This is a genomic window from Bacillus piscicola, from assembly GCF_022458745.1.
GTDB lineage: Bacteria > Bacillota > Bacilli > Bacillales > Marinococcaceae > Alteribacillus_A > Alteribacillus_A piscicola.
The window spans coordinates 80800-99744 of record NZ_JAJJJF010000009.1 but is presented as its reverse complement, the minus strand read 5'-3'; the positions used below and the strand labels follow the sequence as shown (position 1 = coordinate 99744).

The following is an 18945-nucleotide window of genomic DNA, read 5'->3' as shown; positions in this document are numbered from 1 at the left end:
TACTGTATATTAAAACAATACATGATAAAGGGGGTGAAAATCAATGGTCAACAAAGCATACAAATTTCGCATCTATCCTAACAAAGAACAAGAAATCTTGATTTCTAAAACAATTGGCTGCTCTCGCTTTGTGTTTAACCACTTCTTATCCAAATGGAATGATACGTACAAAAAAACTGGAAAGGGATTAACGTATAACACTTGTTCCTCCCAACTAACAAAACTAAAGAAAGAGTTGGGATGGCTCAAAGAAGTGGACAGTATTGCTATCCAGTCATCACTTAAAAACCTTGCTGATTCGTATACACGATTCTTCAAGAAACAAAATAAAGCACCGCGATTCAAGTCTAAAAAGAACAAGGTACAGTCTTATACGACAAAGTATACCAACGGAAATATTGCTATTGTAGGCAATAAAATTAAGCTACCTAAACTTGGGTTAGTTAAGTTTGCAAAAAGTCGTGAAGTAGAAGGACGGATTATTAACACTACTGTTAGACGTAATCCTAGTGGAAAATACTTTGTTTCTATTCTTGTTGAAACAGAAGTGCACAAATTACCTAAAACCAATTCTAGCGTAGGTATTGATGTTGGTTTAAAAGACTTTGCTATTCTTTCTGATGGTACAGTGTACAAAAATCATAAGTATTTCCGCACATTAGAAAAGAAGTTAGTAAAAGCGCAACGAATTCTTTCAAGAAGAAAGAAAGGTTCTTCTAATTGGAATAAACAACGCATTAAGGTTGCGTGCATCCATGAAAAAATACAAAACGCACGTAATGATTACTTGCATAAAATCTCCACCAAACTTGTCAAAAACCACGACATCATCGGTATTGAAGATTTGCAGGTGTCTAATATGTTGAAGAACCACAAATTAGCAAAAGCCATTAGTGAAGTCAGTTGGTCAGATTTTCGAACCATGCTTGAATACAAGGCAGAGTGGTATGGGAAGAAAGTGGTCGCTGTTGCGAAAAACTTCCCTTCCAGTCAGCTTTGTTCAAGATGTGGTCATAAACACAAAGACGTTAAGAATCTAAACCTTCGTGAGTGGAATTGTCCTAAATGTCATACTCACCACGACAGAGATATTAACGCAGGAATAAATCTAAAAAAGGAAGCAATAAGGCTTCTACAACCGCAGGGGCTGCGGGGATAGCTTAGTAAACTTAGGTGGCTATCAAAAGCACCTACGACCTAAGAATCCCCCACTTCAATCAACCCAAAGGGTGATAAGTGGTGGGTAGTTCAATAATTAGGATGTATTATGATATTTTGTCGAATATACATAAGGGAATTTTATCGGAATCTATGTTCGGAGAGCTCCATCTTATCGAGATAGTTGCGAATGAAAGGGGATTAGCCATTTTAGCGGCATGTAAAAATAGCCCCGTAAGGGGAACACCAAGGATTATATAAGACATGCAATATGGTGAAGTGATGAAGTCCTTGGCGGGCTTCTTTTTTTTCTAGTCATGTGGAATGTCGATTGTGCCGAAATTCATAAAAAGTTTGATACAATTGCAATGACTAGCTGAAATACGACAATGCAACAATCGGGCCAGATTATTGAATTTAAATTGGAGTGAAATATAATGGCAACTGTCGATAATATAATTCAAGACATAAAACAGGAACTAGATGGACTGCCAGGTGTAGTAGGAGTTGTATTAGGTGGGTCTAGGGCAAGAGGAACTCATAGTCCAGATTCTGATATAGATATTGGAATTTACTATGATGAATCAAAAGGGTTTAATACCAATGATATAGAAAAAGCAGCGTTTAATCTTAATGACGATAAAAAAGAGCATTTAATTACTTCTTTAGGTGAATGGGGCGAATGGATAAATGGAGGTGGCTGGTTAGTTATACAGGGTTATCATGTAGATCTTATCTTTCGTGATATTAAACGAGTCAGTAAAGTTATTGACGATTGTTTATCAGGTCTAGTATCCATTCATTATCAAACAGGACATCCTCACGGTTATTTGAATGCCATGTATATGGGGGAATTAGCTGTTTGTAATGTTTTATCTGACCCTGAAGGTACGTTAAGTGAATTAAAAAAGAAAACAGAACCTTATCCCGAGAAATTTCAAGAAGCGATGATTCAATATTTTTCCTTTGAAGCTTCTTTTTCCCTGATGTTTATGGAAGCCAATGCGAATAAAGACGACATTTCATACGTGATGGGGCATTGTTTTCGGAGTATTTCTTGCTTGAATCAAGTTATCTTTTCAAAAAACAAGGTGTATTGCATCAACGAAAAGAAAGCTGTAGCCATGATTCAAGATTTTTCAATAAAACCTATAAACTATAAAAAACGTATTGATGAAATTGTTTCCTTTCTTTCAACGGATAAAGATAAAACAAACCAAGCTGTAAACAACTTAAAAGAATTAATTTCTGAAACTGAAGCATTATAAATATTCCGCAAACGGGCGCGATTGTTGAATCTAAAAAAAGAACCCTCAAATTTTGAGGGTTTCGGTTCAAACCTTGAACGAGTATTCTTTAATGATCGAAGCGATCTGCTCAAAATCATTTTTATGGTTAACGACATCAACCGTAAAATCTTCTTGTGCTTTTTGGTTCAGCATTTCAAAATCAAAACCATTGTAATAAAGAAATTGGGTGAGTGATGTAAAAGCCGTCCTCTTATTGGCATTGTGAAACGGATGATTCTGTGCTAACGATTCAAAAAGGGCAGCCGCCTTTGTTTCCATCGTCGGGTATGCATCTTCTCCAAACGCTGACTGTTGAGGACGATAAACCGATGATTCAAGCATCGAACGGTCTTTCACTCCGATTGGTTCATTCGGTGAATACTTTAAGATGATATATTGATTGATCGCTTCAACTTCTTTGACAGTCAAATAACGCATCTTATCGGTCGATTAACCCCTTTAATGTTTCATCGTGTTTTTGAGTATTCCGTTCTAGTACTTCAAAAAAGTCTGAGCTAATGCCATCTGGCAAATCCACTTTACGACTTTTCTTAAAAGAAATTTCGCCATCTTTCCCTGTTACGCTTACGGTATCACCTGGTTTAATGCCATGTTCCTTTAACATATCAAGAGGTATGGTTATACCATAACTGCGGCCAATCTTTGTAACTTTTCTTTCCAAATTATTCACCACCATAGACATAATATTCCCTTCCTCCTTTTCTAATATATAATTATGTCCGTTATAACCATTATAATACGTATAATTATTAAATTCCACAGTGGTCTATTAAAATCGAAGATGTAAAACATATCCGTTCCATGCAGAAACACTGGAAGCGCAGCGACCGAAACGTTAATTCTTGGGATTTCTTTGACTTGGTTAGAATTTTAGGTGGGGGAGGATGTCAAAGAGTCGCATAACCTACGAATTTTGATGTAGAAAAAGTAAAAAAACAAAAAAGTATTTGAAGAATCATGAGTATCATTTCCTTCTAACGTGTATATACTACGTATATACATTTTCGGTCGGAGGTGATATAATGGAATCGAAAGAAACTAAAATAAACCAGAGTAAAGGGGTTGACTACATGTCTACAGTTACTGCTCAAAAATGGGGAAACAGTTTGGGCATTCGTATCCCAAAAGAAGCTGCTGACAGAATAGGTATCGACCAAGGTTCAGAAATGGAAATAAATGTGAGTAGGAGTGAAAGTACTATCACATTGAAACCCAAGAAATCACGAAAAGAATACAAATTAGAAGAATTATTAGCACAGATTACTCCTGAAAATCGACACAAGGAAATTGACTTTGGAATCGAGGGACGTGAATTAATGTAATGTCGGCATCCATCACAGAAAGAGGCGATTTAATTGTTTTAAATTTCAATCCACAAGCTGGTCATGAACAAGCTGGGAGAAGGAATGCTATTGTTTTATCGCCCAAAGAATTCAATGAAGCAACAGGATTTGTAGTCGTTTGTCCGATTACCAATCAAAAAAAGGGGTATCCCTTTGAAGTAGCATTGCCCGAAGAAGGAATATCTCTTGCCGGGGAAGGCTATCCCATAACAGGAGTGATTTTAACTGATCAGGTAAAATCACTAGATTGGACAGCCCGGAATCTAAAAGTGTTAAAGAAGTATAATCCAGAAGATGATCAAATTGATGAAATAATTGATGAATGCTTAGCGAAAGTAGCAACATACCTGACATAACCCTTTCTTTTTTAGAAAGGGTTATGTTAAAAAAACAACTTAATAATAGTGACCCTGTTTTTAGACTAACACGAACCCCCCAGTAAACACCATGCTGTATACTAGTAACATACAAAACACATCAACCCCCTCCTCCTTTTCTTCCCTTCCTTTTCCCTATATGTTTTTGTGCTGCCTAACATCCCCCCAAACGACCAATTTAATCAATACGTACTTATTAAGTTCCTACGTACTAATTAAATAAATACGTTGGGAAATAAACAGTTAAAGGTAAGTTTTAGTTCAGAAAGGAGAAGCGAGGAGGAGAGTGTGTTGGTGATTGTATGAGGCTGGGGGAGTGTATGGTATAATCATTGCGTACCTTTGTATGAAGAATAGGAGGCTTGGCGGTGGTTAGTTTATCCCAGCACTTGCTCGTTCAAATGATTGCGTCACGAGACCTTTATTACACGCATCGCAGCACAAGGGAGATATATGAGCTTGTCCGCTCCGTTACCGGAGAGCAAGCTCCCAATGAACGATATTGTAAAAAAGCCATTCAGCAGATGCTTCACCAGCAATGGATCACTGTTTCTTTTCAAGAGTGGACGACTCCGTACTATTCCCTTACCGATGAAGGAAGAAAGGTCTTTCGAGATCGAAGGAAAGCGGTTGTATCGAAACTAAAAGACTGCCAGGTGGTCGCCAGACGGATTCTGTATGACATCACACGGGACGGTGAAATGCCTTCCCAATTCGTCACATTGGAAGGGAAAGACCGAACCTTTTTCAGCTATATTGTTTCAACTAAAGACATTTTTCGTTTCTATGTCCTTCAAGAAGCCATGAAGCAGCCCTATATCGTCATGGCTGATATGATGCGCAGCATTGAAGATCATTTCGGCTGGACACCTTCCCGTGGATATGTCTATCAACTTGCGATGGAGATGGAAGATGACACGGTTACCGGTCCTCTCTTAAAAGGGAAATGGGAAGATCCGCGAATGAGAACCCGACGTTTCTGGAAGATCACAGAAGATGGTTATCGTTTTTTTCCACGGCTCAAACAGGACACAGCAGACCGAGCAAGAAGCACCATTCACTATATCGATCGCGTCACTGGTTATCTGGAAAAGTAGGAGGCCCAGCTATGGATATGAACCGTTGTATTGTACACGGACGACTGACGGTACATCCTCAACTCCATTACACCAAGCAAGGAATAGCGGTCGTTCGCTTTCCCATTGCCTGTGAGCGGCCCTTCACCGGGAAAAACGGAGAAAAACAAGTCGATTTTCTTCCTATCATTGCCTGGCGTTCTTACGGAGAACGAATCGCAAATAACCTTGAAAAAGGGCAAGAGTGCGCTATTACGGGACGACTGCAATCACGGGTCCGAGCGGACATCAAGATCAATACCTACGAGATTCTTGCTCAAGACGTGATTTTTGGTCAAACGCAACGGGGTCTCTCGAAGGACATCAATCACATCTTCTTTACCGGTCGGCTGACCGTTGATCCTGAGCTTCATTATGTAGGAACAGATGCGATTGCGGTGTGCCAGTTTACGGTCGCCGTCGAACGCGATTATACATCCAAAGAAAATAATGAAGCGGTCAATGATTACCTTTCCGTGTTAGCCTGGCGTTCCTATGCCGAGCGGCTAGCCAATGACCTGCGACAAGGAATGGCGATAGCGGTGATCGGTAGAATACAGGCAAGGCAGCACCACCAACATCAAACGACTATTCATGAAGTTCATGCGGAACAAGTGAAATATGGCTAAAGTGAATTGTAGACCACATGTGATTTCTATGTATCCCACATGTCGAGAAAGGGAGGGAGCCACCAGTGGACCCCAAAGCACAAGTGGACGACACTACTTTTTCTGATTTACTTGAATCTCTCCAACAACCATTTCCAAAAGAAGCGGTCAAACATCGCAAAATCAGCGATAGCTTAACGATTTCGTACATCGAAACGGATAACTATGTAGAACGGTTAAATCAAATGGCTGGACAGCATTGGAGCTGGCGCTTATCCAATGACCCCGTGTTCTATGATCGCGACGTGCTTGTCATTGGCACCTTAACGATCATGGGAGCCAAAAGAGATGGCATTGGAACAGCACCACTAAAAAACCAAGACGGTCGGACCACGAACCTAAAATATGCTTTACGTTCCGCTTCCCAAGACGCCTTGCGGGATGCTTGTGACTTATTCGGGATGGGGTGGACGAACCTGAAAGGTTCTCGTAGTAAACAGCAAAAACACCGCAACGCAACAGCAGGAGTGGCCGTTCCTACTTGTCAAAAGTGCCAAGAACCATTATCAGAAAGTCAAATCACATGGTTAAAGGAACACCATATTACCCTATACTTCTGCGAAAACTGTGTTCCTGCCCATTTCAAAAAAGACATATGAGCGTGTTTGGCGACAGAAAGATGATCTATCTCACACTATGTCACGTTAAGATGTAGCTGTCTACTCCTCGAAATGTAATAGTTAGCGGCGGTAGTCGATTGAAAGCAAGCTACAGCGGTGTACGATCATTTTGTTAAGTGACACAAAAAAAAAACGGGAATCACCTTACATTACGACACTCGTCTTCTCTATGTATCTCTAGAAAGAGAATGCAGCCCCCACTAGTGATCCACAGAGTAAATGTAGACCACAAAAACATAACCCTAACCACATAGAATTAGGTGATATTAGTATGAATTTATACTTTTTGTTAGATGAATTCTCTTCAAAAGAGACTATTCTGGCTTCCTCGTTTGATAACCAGTTAAAAACGTTTGGCTCCCTTCCTTTTGTGGAAGATATAGACTACACAGAACTAAAAGAGGAATGTATCTGTTATATCCCCAATTGTAGCTTGCAGCACATGGAAGAAATCCTATTTTTTTTGAGGAGAAACAGGTTACATTCTTATCTTCCCATTGTGAATACCCAAGATTACACAGGTTTGAACGCCTTGATTACACTAGGGTGCAATCATTTTCTCATGGAAAGGGTACAAAACATATCCAGGTGGATTCGTGAGCTCAAACAGGCGATGAGCTTCCCTGGTTACTTACCACTGGAATATCAAGATTATGTATTAAGGTACATTCAAGCCCCTTACCGGAATCAAATGAGCGAAAAACGCTTAAAAAAAGAATCGTTAGAACACTTACTCACACAGGCTGAGATGAAAGTATTCATGGAGTTAATTCAAGGCAAAAGCAACAGGCAAATCGCAGAAGCATGCCATTTTGCAGTCTCCACCGTACGTGACCACATGAGTCATATTCTAAGAAAATTAGAAGCAAGTAATCGTATTCATCTTATCAACAAGGCCGTTGAATATGGATATATCGACCTTCCTGTGACTGACGAAATTGAGCCTTGAGTTGTAGGTTATGCAGTTGTCAAAGAACAAAAGCGTGCGTTCACTGTACTTAGCATACAGAGGTTTTCTCTGCTGTTTCTCGTCTCTGTTTCCTTATTTGCATTAAACGCTCAAATTCTGCTAGATGTATTGACATCTCTTCCTGGGAATAGTGAGATTGATCTTGATTTTCGTTAGTCAGCCAGGAAGGGAGTGTGTCTTGACGTACAGGCAATGCACGACTGATCCCCCTGTGCCGGTGAGATGGCATTGGTGTGTCAGTAAATGCTTTTAACGCTTTTTTAAAGTATCGATAAAAATTACTTGGCTGGTAGTCTAGTACGGTATCTAGGACGTCGGTAAAAGCAAATGGGTTGTTAACTATTCTTTTTTCCCAAAGAGTATACGTTTGTTGAATCATAGAGTCAGTCAATCTATCTTTATTTTTGTTAATGAAGTTTACTATCTGATCGGGCACATGGACATTTTTTGATGATTTAATATTACTAGAATTAGTATTACTAGAGTCTATATACATAGGTTGCGTGTGCGCAACGGCCTGTTGCATGTCTGCAATGGGCCTAGTTGCATCCTTGCAACGGTCTGATTCTTCCTTGCAACCTTGCTCAGCGAGTTTTAATGCTTTATGGTCTTTTTCGAACACAGTGTCGCTATTTATGTTTGCAAGGGAGTCATCAGGGATCTGCTGTTCACTTTGCCTTTCCCTTTTTTCACGTAATGCCATCAGTCGATTAAATTCTTCTTCAATTTCTTCATTTGTAAGGTTTTTTGTTGTTTCGTCTTGGCTTTTATATGCATGAATACCATTTTTCGACGTGGTAGATAGGGAATCTGACACTTGTTGTTGCGCCACTTGCGAATGGTTCTCTTCACGGCTACTGTTGTGCTGATTATCTTCTGATTGTTTCGGATAGAAGACGTAAATGCGATCATTGTTTTCGTTTTCATCCTTATCCGTAGCGATCAGTCCAGATTCTTTCAATCTCTTAATACTTCGTTGAATAGAGGATTTATGATATCCTAATTTATTTCCTAATTTTTGAAGCGTATACACACAATAAACACAGCCGTTTTTATCCGTGTAATCCTTCTTGTTGTCAAGAGACAAACGGTATCGTTGAGCAAGTAGGCCATAAACCAATAGATCAAGTGGCTTTAGAGCACCTCTAGCTACATAGACGGTAAGGGGTTGGGGAATCATGAAAAAGGGTATGGAAAGACCTTCTTTTTTTTCTTCTTTGAAAGGAATTAAAAAACGTGGTTGTTGAGCAGTAACTGACATATTTAATGACCTCCTAATAGGAGGGAAGACCGTACACACCAACCGAATAAATGTTGAGCGTGGAAAGGCTAAAAAGTTCCATGAACCGGTTGCATGCGTCTTAATTGTATGGTATTATAATTAATACATGACACATTTAAATAATGTTCAATGGAACCTACAACTACCGTGTTATATGAGCGAGCTGCCAAACTTCTCATTCTTTTTTACGGTTGGTATGTAGGTTTTTCCCTGTCTTTATATTATATTTTTTTAGGTTAAAAATAAACGAGAAGAAAAAATAAACGTTTTTGAATCATTGAATTTAACAATAACATATAAAATCCTAATAGGAAATACTTGTTTTAAGTTTTTAATCTGATTATAATGGCAGAGGCGAAGACAGCATTCTTTCTTATTCCTAGTAAATACAGGTTATTCACTTTTATTTTCAATCGAGTAGGAGGGGGTGACTAACCCCCGACCTCTCACACCACCGAGCGTACGGATCCGTACTCGGCGGTTTCATCTAAGTCCAACGATGAGTTTGATATCTTTTCCATAGACTCTTTAACCCTTGACTGGCCCAGTATTGGTCATCAAGGGTTTTGTGAAGAATGGCACTTCCGGCAATTCGCCAATAGGCTTTTCGTGAATTTGCCCATTCCCAGGCCTTTGGCCTTGGGACACCGAATCTTCGAAGCATCTTTCCCTTTGTCTTCACTTTCTTCCATTCCTTCCACCGAATCATTCGAAGCCTGCGGCGAATCCAACTATCCATTTCTTTTAGGATACTCGGGGCATCAGTCAATTGATAATAACCCAGCCAGCCAACGAGGTATTTATTGAGTTTCTCCAAGCGATCTTCCATCGCAATAGATTTCTTCCGGCTTGTTAATTCACGGATACGTGTTTTGAACCGTTTAATACTTTCCTTGGCTATTCGTATCTTTGGACTCTTTCGGTGGTTAGTGAAACTGAAACCTAGAAACTTCCGTTTCCAGGGACGGTCTACTGCACTTTTCTCATGGTTCACTTTTAGCTTGAGTTTCTTTTCAATAAAGAGGGTAATGGAATTCATCACCCGTATTCCAGCTCGCCTGGAACGCACGTAGATGTTACAATCGTCCGCATATCTTACGAAACGCAGACCTCTTCTTTCCAGTTCTTTGTCCAATTCGTCCAGCACAATATTGGAGAGAAGAGGGCTTAATGGGCCACCTTGCGGGGCACCTTCCGTGTTTGGACGAACCAGTCCATCTTCCAATACTCCTGCCTGTAAATAGCGACGGATAAAACGTAGAACCTTCTTGTCCTTAATGCGTTCACTAAGCGTTCTCATCAATCGATCATGATTGACTTTATCGAAAAATTTCTCAAGGTCCATGTCTATAACCCAACGGTAGCCTTCTTTCATATAAGACTTCGCTTTCCTTACCGCATCATGTCCTCTTCTATTCGGACGAAATCCATAACTGTGGTCAGAGAAGGTTGGATCATAGACTTTAGTGAGAACCTGTGCAATGGCTTGTTGGAGGAATCGGTCCGTCACCGTTGGGATACCTAGTTTCCTTTTACCTCCATTCGGTTTAGGGATTTCTACGCGACGGACGGGTTCAGGAACATAGGTGCCCTTCGTGAGTTGATCCCGGAGGGATGGCCAATGGTTCATGAGGTGCTCTCGCAGGGATTTTGCGGGCATTCCATCTATGCCATGACTCCCTTTATTTCTTTCCACTCTTTCGAGTGCTTGATGTACATTGTAGTAATCAAGAATTTCCTCCAACATGATATCTCTCCTCGTGAATGACAGTATCTTCTTGTGTGGCACCATCTCTCGGCCCTTCTAACGTCCCCCGCGGGATTCACCGCATCCTCCGCTAGGAAGGTTTTCATGTTTCTGCTTCATCAAGTGGTACGTACGTAAAGTTGTCATTCTCCTTACATGATTCAGCCCTTCCCTGTTCTCTAGAATAACAGGTACTATGGCCTCGGCTGACTTCTGATCGTTCAGCGGCCTCTTTCGAAGCCGGTTACCGCAAGGGTACGGCGTGCCGATCAGACCTCCCCGGGTAAGTGCACAAACTTCCTCTCCATGTACCTGCCTCATTTACTGTCCTTCCCTTTGGTCGCTCGGACTTCGACTTGTGATGCAGCCTCATCCAAGAAGGACAGCCTTCTATGAGATTCGTGTTCCTCAGGTCGGAGATTTGCCTCCAGCTTCCTTCAGATTCCACCTTACGGTGGACACCCTTGCCTTTAGCTAACGGCTACAGCAACCTTCACCGTTCGGGACTTGAACCCTAAAGCGTGTGCACATGCCGGGCACACGTCAAAAAAAGAGCGATGAAAATTCTCGCTCTTTTTTTATTCTTATATTTCCTTATTGGGGGCCCTGCCGACAATCGCAGATATTATACGTTAAGAAAAATTAGACAAAAAAAGCCGAATTCCTCAATCAAGGAACCTTATTGCATCTATGAATCCTCTAAGTTTTCCTCATCTTCCTGCCTTTCTTTATCAAGGAGATCTCTTTCATATGCCTCAAAAAATAAGCTGGATAATATTTTTTTTAGTCGATCTATATCCTCTACCGTTAATGGCATACCCCTATATACAGTTAAGTTCTTTTCTAAAAACTCTTCCAAATCAGCTGTTTGGGGAGTCCTAGAGCTAAACTCATCTTCTTGATCCACATATCCAGATAAATAATCAGGTGTTACACCAAGACTTGCTGCCAAATCAAATAGAGTTTTTGCAGCAGGGATTTCATTTACATCCTCTACTTCTAGTCGTTTTATTTCCTCCACCGGTACTCCGGACCTCTTGCTCAATTTTCTTCTGGAAATATCCTTTTTCACTCGTGTAGAAAACAATCTCTCTTGGAATACGTGGAAATCTTGGTCTTTGTATAGATTTTCCAGGCTTTCAACTTCCTGATTATGACCAAATAATGTGTTGGCATCCACACCAAGTGCATTACAAATTGTCGTTATTTCATCTGCCTTTGGATGATTTTTATCACGTTCAAATTGAGAAAGTCGGACATTTGAAATCTCATGATTCATTAATTCAGCTAACTCTAACTGAGAATACCCTTTCTCGACTCTGACTTTTCGTAAACGTTTACCGAATGTAGTCAAGTTCATTACACACCTCTCGTTTTTTAATGTTTAACAAAAAAATAGGAATCATTGACCTTTAATTAAATATATGTATAATTTATAATAGAATTAATCGTAAAATACACCTTTGTTTTATATATTTGTTAAATAATATAACCTATTTAACAGTGTTTAACAATAATAAACACATAATATATACATAATAAAATCTTTATCCCGACATGGCATAGTGCACCTAAAAAGAAAGAGGTGGAATAAAACATGCTCCAGGAAAAGACAAACTGGCTCGAATTAAAAAAAGAAATCAAGAATCAAATCCATGAGCTTCAAAAACAAATACGACCAGAGTTTGAGAAAGAAAATATCAATGACATTCTCTCCCCTGGTATTTCAGTCGATCAACTCGTCATTAAATCACGAAACAAAAAAATCCAAGCTATGATCCAAGAATTATACCACCAATACGAGAAAATGGATAAAATAATCGCCTTTGACAATTCCAGTGAGCAGAAAAAAGATACTTTGTATGAACCTTCTTTTAAAAAGGTTAAAAAAGATGCTTGCAAACAAAGCATTCAATCATTCAATAAGTGCTAATAAGTGTACTGAAAGTATGGATATTATTACAGAATTTCTGTGTGCAATATAATATTTATTCTAACATAATCTAATTTAACTATCGCGTAAAAAGTTTTAAGAAATTGATAGGGAGGGGGTTTTTTCATGAGTTATTTTGCGGTTCTTTGCAGAAACGGTGAGGAATTTGAATTAGAATATTTGATTGATAAAATTGACAATAAAAAAGTGAAGCAAATGATCAAAAAAATAATTTCGCCAGCCATTATTAGAACAAAAATAACCTCTAATTCCCCGTCAAAGAACCGGGTTAATTCCTCGCTGGGCTATGTATTTATAAAAGTAGCCGAAGAAACATCAACTATTTCAAATGATCTTTACCATTTTCTGAAAAGTATTCCCTTTGTTCAAAAAATTATACCAGAGGAAATACCAGAAAATGAAGTTAGAGACTTTTGTGAAAACGTCGGTACTGATATAGATAAGGAACCAGAAGAAGCTCATATTGTAGATTCGCAAGTTGTCATTGAAACAAAAGAGGAGCACGAACGCACATTAAGTGATTCTATTAAACATGTAAATCAAATTAAAATACCAAAAGAACGTAAGAAAGCAGAAAAACACTTGGAGCAGGAGATGAACACGCCCTCTTGCGTTACAGAAAAAATGCTGCGTACTATTCAAAAGGGTAAAAAGAAAGGGTTGCAATATTTTAAGACCATTACTATTACCGAAAAAGTACATAAAGACCAAAAAAGAGTTTCTTTTCACATGCCGCACAGCATTTTTGCTAATGCCTTAAAGCCACTGATGAATAGCCTGCATATTAAGGATTTTAGTGAACCTAAATATATCTTAGATTTAATTTGTCAAGACTTACAAAATCGTTTTTGTGTAACTTGACATAAAATTCTGGAAGTGTCTCTTTTTTACTTAACTTCCCTGGGACATGTGCGCTCGCGCAATGGCCTTATTTTCCTTTGTCCAAATTCACGTTTTCCTTTCATCAAATATATTTGAACAGTATGCTAGTTCATTTAGGTTAGGGGCCATGTAGTATGTTCACAACGAATAGAGAACTAAATTGCGCTGATTTATTAACAAAGATGACGAAAGTTAAACTCTTTGAAACTGCTTATGGGCAAAAATATTATAAAGTAACTCCTGAAACGCTTAAAACTATTGTGGATGTGTTATCACACAATGTAAGCGGTACTATTGAAGAAGGTAAGCAAGATCAAGAGGTTTTAGCCGTTAAAAAAATTTCTGCAAGCTGGGAGCGCCTCCCAGAAACATTTCGCGCACCACATGTACCTCACACCTCCACTTTTCATCACAAAAAAACAGCGATCAATGCTTATGAAAGAGCATAATAAGGGGTCATTTTTGCTGTTCTCAGGGAGCAATCAACCATACCGAGTATTAGAAAAAATTCAGCAGACCTTCTAAAATGATCGTATTTATAAAAAAACTATAAAAGGTGTCGACTATTTCATTTTTAAAGGGTTGCTTTCATTATAAATTTTCGTTATTATAAAAATTGACAATTCATATCGCTATTTCTATGTTTATTTTTAATATATCATTAATTTCAATGATTATCTTGCGAGACATTATATCGAGCAGTCATATTATCTGGTAAATATAACCAGGTGCGTATGACTGCTTTTGTTATGGGCAAATATAAACGTAAGGAGAGTTACGCAATGAAGCTAATACCTACTGTTGATTTTGGCATTATAGAAAGCTGGCGTTTCAAAAAACATAATGTTACTGGTGTAATCACTAAAAATCGTAAAACTGGTATGTATCAATATGAAATTACACATGAGACTTTTGTTGAGAAAAGAGAAGGTTTTTTAACACTAGAAGATGCAAAGTCTGTTGCTGAAAACAAAATTAATTTATGGTATAGCGTGCAAGGGAAGCTGCTTGCCATTAAATAGTTTGTGTCTGGCATTATAAAGGCGCCTATGGCAGTAAATCTATCATTTTGATTAGATTTACTGCTTATTTTTGTGGGGATTTTTGCAGAAGAGGGGGTGATTGGGGTTGACTGCGACCACTCATCAATTAACCGGTATGTTATTCGGCCTAATCACAATTACTTTTTTTAACCTATTTTCTATTACACCAGAACACGGTACAGAGCTTATATTATTTTTTCTAATAGTATTGTTTGGTTCATTGTTGCCAGACTTGGATACACCCCGATCAAAGTTAGGTGGACGTTTCCCATTTTTTTTCATTAGTTATCCGTTTAATTGGCTGTTTGGACATCGTACATGGTCACATTCTTTTACTTTCATAGCGATAGTGCTGGTGATTGGATGGGGATTCGGAATGGCCGTGGACTGGGAGTGGTATCTATCTTCTGCACTAGCGATTGGAGTTGCTTCCCACGTGTTAGGAGATTTCTTTTTTGACGGTGGTGTTCCTCTTTTTTATCCATTTATTAAACGGAAGTATAAATTCTTTGTAACGGCGCGTACGAAACGCCCAGGGGAACTTAACATTTCAGAAAATTTAGTCGCTATGATTTTGCTTCTTTCGAATGTAATTTTAGGAGTTTCGCATATTGGATTTGATGTATGGGAGGTGATTCTAATGGTACTTACAAGCTAAAACGGTAGGTGAGGTGGGAGGGATATTTAAGGATGTCATATGGATAGGCGATATGTTTTTATTTCAACAAAATATGAGAAATGAAGGAAAAGTAAAGGAGGAATAGCATGAAAATGAATAAAAAATGGTGGGTTAGTTTAGGTGTTATCATGGGAGTATTGGCGTTCACCTTTTTAGTAGCTCTCCCTCCCGATCAAGCAATGGCTTCCATCACCTCTAAGATCTCAAGTAACACAACCGGTCTGACGACAGCTGCTGACACTGCAGGAGGAGCATTCGTGAAGTCGGTACGCGCCATTGCGATTGTAATAGCCATTGCTTTGTTGTTATGGATTGGTGTTACTTTATTTTTCTCGGGAAATGCCCAGTCCATTGGAAACATGAAAGTTAAAATTGGTGGTTTTGTTTTGGCTCTTATTTTGGCTTTTAAAACAGAAGATGTCCTGTCTTGGATCTTTGGAATACTTGGTGCGGAGGTGCCCAGTATTATCCTTCCGTTTTTGTGATAAAAAAATATATTGAGAAACCCCGCTCTTTTCAACTTGAAGGGCGGGATTTTTTATGTAAACGGTCGTAAAAGAGAGGAGTTTTTTATGGCTTGGGGAGATTATCATGAAGTACCATACCAGTCAGGATTAGAGGAGAAAATAGTAGGTCCTTTTTCGTTTTCAAAATTAGCATGGATTGTGCCGGCGATCATCGTGTCTAATCAAGTTGCTTCGGTACTTCCAACGCTTCCTTTTACAGACAACCCTGTTTTTCAACGATTACATTTAACAATACCTATTATCATCGCTTTAGTTTTTGCTTATTTTAAACACGGAAAAACCAATTTATCTCTAGCTCAGATGATGTGGAGTTTTTACAAGATACGTAAACGGAAGCGAGTTTTTTATTATAAAAAAGAAAACTTATCCAAATTTCAAGTGAAGGGGAGAGAAACATAATTAATGGGAAGCACAATAGGTTTAATCCTCACACTCGCTGCGTTCGGGTTTCTATATTACCGTTTGCAAAAGAAGCATAAAGGCAATGTCAAAGATAAAGAAAATGCTGACTCTGTTCAAGAGTTATTTAATTATAAAAAAATAGAAGAAAATGGACTAGTTTTCATGCCGGATGGAACGGTTGCTATGGTGTTGGATGTTCAGTCAATCAATATCAAAATGAAGTCTCCTAGTGAAAAGGACAGTGCTTGGCTTCATTTCAGAAGCTTTGTCAATTCAATGCCAACTCATTTCACTTTGCTAGTTCAATCACAGTACTTAGATATGAGCGATTACCTCGATGACTATGTAGCTTCTGCTCATAATCCTGACAACCATCTAACACCTCAACTGCTGGAATCATCCGAGAATGTGGCCAACCACTTAAAGGGATTTTCCGAACGCAAAACACGGGATTATCGTGGTTATATTATTGCTCGATACAATCCATATACACAAGGGACAGAAGCGGGAGTTATGACGGGTAATACAAAGATCGATACCCTTGTTCAACAATTGCGGGGAGGAGCTAATACGATGCCCCAGGATGAAGCTGAGGAGCTAGCGGTTAATATGATGGATGAAGTGGCTGAACTAGTTTTTCAGAGTTTTGACAGTATCGGCTGCAAGGTCAGCCGCTTAAATAAAATTGGAGTCTTGAATATGTTGCATTACACAATGAATCGCGACATTGCCTCTTATCAACATCTACATGATATTTACGATTCAGGTGGGTTTAGTGATGCTGTTCAAAGTCTTACACCTTACTTGTCAGAGCAACAACACGAAGCTTTTCGGGACACAAAGGCACAACAAAATAGAAAACGTAAGGAGGATGTCGGATGATTAGATATAAAAAAAGTAAAGAAGAATCCTCTCCGAACAAGCAACCACGAATTAGTAAAAAGAAAAGGAAAAATACTTCTCTACCTGTAGAACAAATACCATCGGAAAACACTTCACCTACGGGAATTGATTTTGTATCTCCGTCGCTAGTCAAAGAGACATTACCAGAAGAACACGGGGTGTTCGGACGTTATAACGACTATCTCGTTGAAGTGGGCTCTACGGTAGAACAAGCAAGATATTACCGTAGTTTTTTTGCCGAAATAAAAGGTGGGAACACGTGGGCGTCGATGCTTGATCCGCTTATACTAGGAGAGTTTGGAAAAGGCGATACCGATGTTGCTATCCATGTAGAGCCCGTAGACACCACTGTTGAGCTAGAAGAGGTGAAGCGGCGCATACAGGGGTTAGAATCAGATTTAATGCTTGAAAAAAATGATTCTCGTGCTATTGATATGCGTGATGAAATTGCAGACTTAAAAGATCGGCAGCGGCGCCTCCGAACCAATATAGAAAAACCTTTTCGTGTTAGTATACAGGCTGTGGTCAGTTCACTTGATTTGAAGCTATTAAAAAAGTTCACAAACAACTTAGTTAGACGTTTTGCTGGTAGAGAGATATATATGAGAAGCCCTGATGGTAAACAGTTAGATGCGCTTTTTAATATCACACCTTTTAGTCAAAATTTCATGTACAAAGAACACACGTTTAGCTATGAAACGAGTAATGTAGCTGACTTTTTCCCCTTTGGTCATGGAGGTATATCTCACAGAAGTGGCATTGTGCTAGGTTCCGATGATTTAGGGCGTCCCATTTACTATGATGCTTGGCATCCTAAGTTGATGAATCATAACATGGTCATTCTTGGACGTTCCGGCGGCGGTAAAACATTCTGTACACTCACACTAACACACCGCTCAGCGCATCTTGGCATAAGAACAGTAATTATCGATCCAAAAGGTGATTACAGACGATTTGTAACCACGATGGGGTGCCCGTATGTGGACTTAGCACCAGACAGTCAATACCGCATTAATTTCTTTGATGTAGACGTGGAAGATAGAGAAGACGGTACAGATTACGTCAATATTGAAGAGACTGTTCAAGGCGTCCGTGCCATTGTATTTAAAATGATACGTGTTATGGATGACACGGTATTAACAGGGAAAATCAAGGTAAAAATTGAAAATGCAATTCGCCAATTATACCGGGATGCAGGAATCAACGAAGACCCAAAAAGTCTTATTGACCCAAACCAACAAGTTATTACAACAGAAGATGGCCAAAAAACGTACAAGTTGAGTGGAGCATATAAAGAAATGCCTACACTTGGGGATTTGTACACTAGCATGACTCAGGAACCAGAATTAGAAGAGGTTGCTCAATTGCTACGAAATTTCACGAGACACGGGGATTCACCAACACAAGCTATATTTGATACACAATCTAACGTGAGTATTCAAGATACTCCAATTTTTGCCTTTGGATTGGGTTTGTTAGATGAGGAAGTTATGCGTCCTATAGGTTTATTTATTGCCACAAAGTGGCAGTCAACTAAATTTGCTAAAAAAAATAGAAAGTTACGAAAGCGGGTTGTATTTGATGAAGCTCAAACCGCTATGTATGAACCGGAAACGGCACAGTGGTTAGAACAAGAGTTCAGAACAGTTAGATTTTTTAATTGTTCAATGACTGCTGTTACACAGGGATTTGAAGTATTTACTCGTGTAGAACAAGGAATGGGTATTTTAAAGAATGCACCAACAAAAATTTTTTTAAAACAAGAACCGATTGATATTGAAGAAGTGAAAGGAAAATTTGACTTAACGGAAGGGGAAGGCTCTTTTCTCGTGCACCAAGCTGAAAAAGGTCTCGGCATTATTCGTGTAGATGATGAAGCAAGTATTATCAAAATTGATTCAACACCTTTGGAGCACGAGTTATTTACCACCGACCCCAACGAATAGAGAAGAAGGGAGGTGCGAT

General features: G+C 39.1%; 23 protein-coding genes. 17 read left to right on the top strand and 6 right to left on the bottom strand.

Going from position 1 to position 18945, the window contains the following annotated elements; all coding sequences use genetic code 11:
* Positions 1 to 43 precede the first annotated feature (43 nt).
* Both tnpB and LOR49_RS13550 read left to right on the top strand, forming a co-directional pair.
* Entirely contained in the window at positions 44 to 1159 is a 1116-nt protein-coding gene (tnpB, locus tag LOR49_RS13555; RefSeq protein ID WP_240377281.1) for an IS200/IS605 family element RNA-guided endonuclease TnpB, read from the top strand.
* Positions 1160 to 1595: 436 nt separating this feature from the next.
* Entirely contained in the window at positions 1596 to 2426 is an 831-nt protein-coding gene (locus LOR49_RS13550; protein ID WP_090085136.1) for a nucleotidyltransferase domain-containing protein, read from the top strand.
* Between the two features lie 66 nt (positions 2427 to 2492).
* On the opposite strand, the gene LOR49_RS13545 is transcribed toward LOR49_RS13550, so the two are convergent.
* Positions 2493 to 2885, bottom strand: coding sequence for a type II toxin-antitoxin system death-on-curing family toxin (locus tag LOR49_RS13545; RefSeq protein ID WP_240377280.1), 393 nt, complete (start codon positions 2883 to 2885; stop codon positions 2493 to 2495).
* 1 nt (position 2886) lies between these two features.
* A complete protein-coding gene (locus tag LOR49_RS13540) occupies positions 2887 to 3150 on the bottom strand; it encodes an AbrB/MazE/SpoVT family DNA-binding domain-containing protein (protein ID WP_240377279.1) in 264 nt (87 codons plus the stop codon).
* A 340-nt stretch (positions 3151 to 3490) separates the two neighbouring features.
* Here LOR49_RS13540 and LOR49_RS13535 point away from each other — a divergent pair, with 340 nt between their 5' ends.
* The 6 genes from LOR49_RS13535 to LOR49_RS13510 all read left to right on the top strand — a co-directional run bounded on the left by LOR49_RS13535 (position 3491) and on the right by LOR49_RS13510 (position 7540).
* Entirely contained in the window at positions 3491 to 3790 is a 300-nt protein-coding gene (locus tag LOR49_RS13535) for an AbrB/MazE/SpoVT family DNA-binding domain-containing protein (RefSeq protein WP_240377278.1), read from the top strand.
* Complete coding sequence (locus tag LOR49_RS13530; RefSeq protein ID WP_240377277.1) at positions 3790 to 4167, top strand: type II toxin-antitoxin system PemK/MazF family toxin; 378 nt, start codon at positions 3790 to 3792, stop codon at positions 4165 to 4167. The genes LOR49_RS13535 and LOR49_RS13530 overlap by 1 nt, the downstream gene beginning before the upstream one ends.
* 389 nt (positions 4168 to 4556) lie before the next feature.
* Entirely contained in the window at positions 4557 to 5285 is a 729-nt protein-coding gene (locus LOR49_RS17660) for a helix-turn-helix transcriptional regulator (protein ID WP_240377276.1), read from the top strand.
* Between the two features lie 11 nt (positions 5286 to 5296).
* Positions 5297 to 5932: a single-stranded DNA-binding protein gene (locus tag LOR49_RS13520; RefSeq protein WP_240377275.1), complete on the top strand. Its 636-nt coding sequence runs from the start codon at positions 5297 to 5299 to the stop codon at positions 5930 to 5932.
* A 65-nt stretch (positions 5933 to 5997) separates the two neighbouring features.
* On the top strand, positions 5998 to 6570 hold the full coding sequence (locus LOR49_RS13515) for a Rad52/Rad22 family DNA repair protein (RefSeq protein WP_240377274.1): 573 nt from the start codon (positions 5998 to 6000) through the stop codon (positions 6568 to 6570).
* Between the two features lie 292 nt (positions 6571 to 6862).
* The gene (locus LOR49_RS13510; protein ID WP_240377273.1) at positions 6863 to 7540 is read left to right on the top strand and encodes a response regulator transcription factor; all 678 of its coding nucleotides are present in this window, start codon (positions 6863 to 6865) and stop codon (positions 7538 to 7540) included.
* Positions 7541 to 7589: 49 nt separating this feature from the next.
* Here the strand turns inward: LOR49_RS13510 and LOR49_RS13505 are convergent, their stop codons facing one another.
* The 4 genes from LOR49_RS13505 to LOR49_RS13490 all read right to left on the bottom strand — a co-directional run bounded on the left by LOR49_RS13505 (position 7590) and on the right by LOR49_RS13490 (position 11950).
* Positions 7590 to 8822 (bottom strand): helix-turn-helix domain-containing protein, encoded by a 1233-nt coding sequence (locus tag LOR49_RS13505; protein WP_240377272.1) that lies wholly within the window; start codon positions 8820 to 8822, stop codon positions 7590 to 7592.
* A 508-nt stretch (positions 8823 to 9330) separates the two neighbouring features.
* Positions 9331 to 10593, bottom strand: a complete 1263-nt coding sequence (ltrA, locus tag LOR49_RS13500; protein WP_240377298.1) for a group II intron reverse transcriptase/maturase — start codon at positions 10591 to 10593, stop codon at positions 9331 to 9333.
* Between the two features lie 54 nt (positions 10594 to 10647).
* A complete protein-coding gene (locus LOR49_RS13495; protein ID WP_240377271.1) occupies positions 10648 to 10911 on the bottom strand; it encodes a hypothetical protein in 264 nt (87 codons plus the stop codon).
* Positions 10912 to 11278: 367 nt separating this feature from the next.
* Positions 11279 to 11950 carry a helix-turn-helix transcriptional regulator gene (locus LOR49_RS13490; protein ID WP_240377270.1) on the bottom strand — a complete coding sequence of 224 codons (672 nt, stop codon included), beginning with the start codon at positions 11948 to 11950 and terminating at the stop codon, positions 11279 to 11281.
* A 237-nt stretch (positions 11951 to 12187) separates the two neighbouring features.
* On the opposite strand from LOR49_RS13490, the gene LOR49_RS13485 reads away from it, so the two are divergent.
* The 9 genes from LOR49_RS13485 to LOR49_RS13445 all read left to right on the top strand — a co-directional run bounded on the left by LOR49_RS13485 (position 12188) and on the right by LOR49_RS13445 (position 18926).
* Positions 12188 to 12523: a hypothetical protein gene (locus LOR49_RS13485; RefSeq protein ID WP_240377269.1), complete on the top strand. Its 336-nt coding sequence runs from the start codon at positions 12188 to 12190 to the stop codon at positions 12521 to 12523.
* 126 nt (positions 12524 to 12649) lie between these two features.
* The gene (locus LOR49_RS13480; protein ID WP_240377268.1) at positions 12650 to 13405 is read left to right on the top strand and encodes a hypothetical protein; all 756 of its coding nucleotides are present in this window, start codon (positions 12650 to 12652) and stop codon (positions 13403 to 13405) included.
* Positions 13406 to 13560: 155 nt separating this feature from the next.
* The gene (locus LOR49_RS13475) at positions 13561 to 13875 is read left to right on the top strand and encodes a hypothetical protein (protein ID WP_240377267.1); all 315 of its coding nucleotides are present in this window, start codon (positions 13561 to 13563) and stop codon (positions 13873 to 13875) included.
* A gap of 333 nt (positions 13876 to 14208) precedes the next feature.
* Positions 14209 to 14448, top strand: coding sequence for a hypothetical protein (locus tag LOR49_RS13470; RefSeq protein ID WP_240377266.1), 240 nt, complete (start codon positions 14209 to 14211; stop codon positions 14446 to 14448).
* 106 nt (positions 14449 to 14554) lie between these two features.
* A complete protein-coding gene (locus tag LOR49_RS13465; protein ID WP_240377265.1) occupies positions 14555 to 15127 on the top strand; it encodes a metal-dependent hydrolase in 573 nt (190 codons plus the stop codon).
* Between the two features lie 107 nt (positions 15128 to 15234).
* The gene (locus LOR49_RS13460) at positions 15235 to 15633 is read left to right on the top strand and encodes a hypothetical protein (protein ID WP_240377264.1); all 399 of its coding nucleotides are present in this window, start codon (positions 15235 to 15237) and stop codon (positions 15631 to 15633) included.
* Positions 15634 to 15720: 87 nt separating this feature from the next.
* Positions 15721 to 16074, top strand: coding sequence for a hypothetical protein (locus tag LOR49_RS13455; RefSeq protein ID WP_240377263.1), 354 nt, complete (start codon positions 15721 to 15723; stop codon positions 16072 to 16074).
* A 3-nt stretch (positions 16075 to 16077) separates the two neighbouring features.
* Positions 16078 to 16959, top strand: coding sequence for a hypothetical protein (locus LOR49_RS13450; RefSeq protein ID WP_240377262.1), 882 nt, complete (start codon positions 16078 to 16080; stop codon positions 16957 to 16959).
* The gene (locus LOR49_RS13445) at positions 16956 to 18926 is read left to right on the top strand and encodes a VirB4 family type IV secretion system protein (protein WP_240377261.1); all 1971 of its coding nucleotides are present in this window, start codon (positions 16956 to 16958) and stop codon (positions 18924 to 18926) included. Before LOR49_RS13450 ends, LOR49_RS13445 begins: the two co-directional genes overlap by 4 nt.
* Positions 18927 to 18945: the final 19 nt, after the last annotated feature.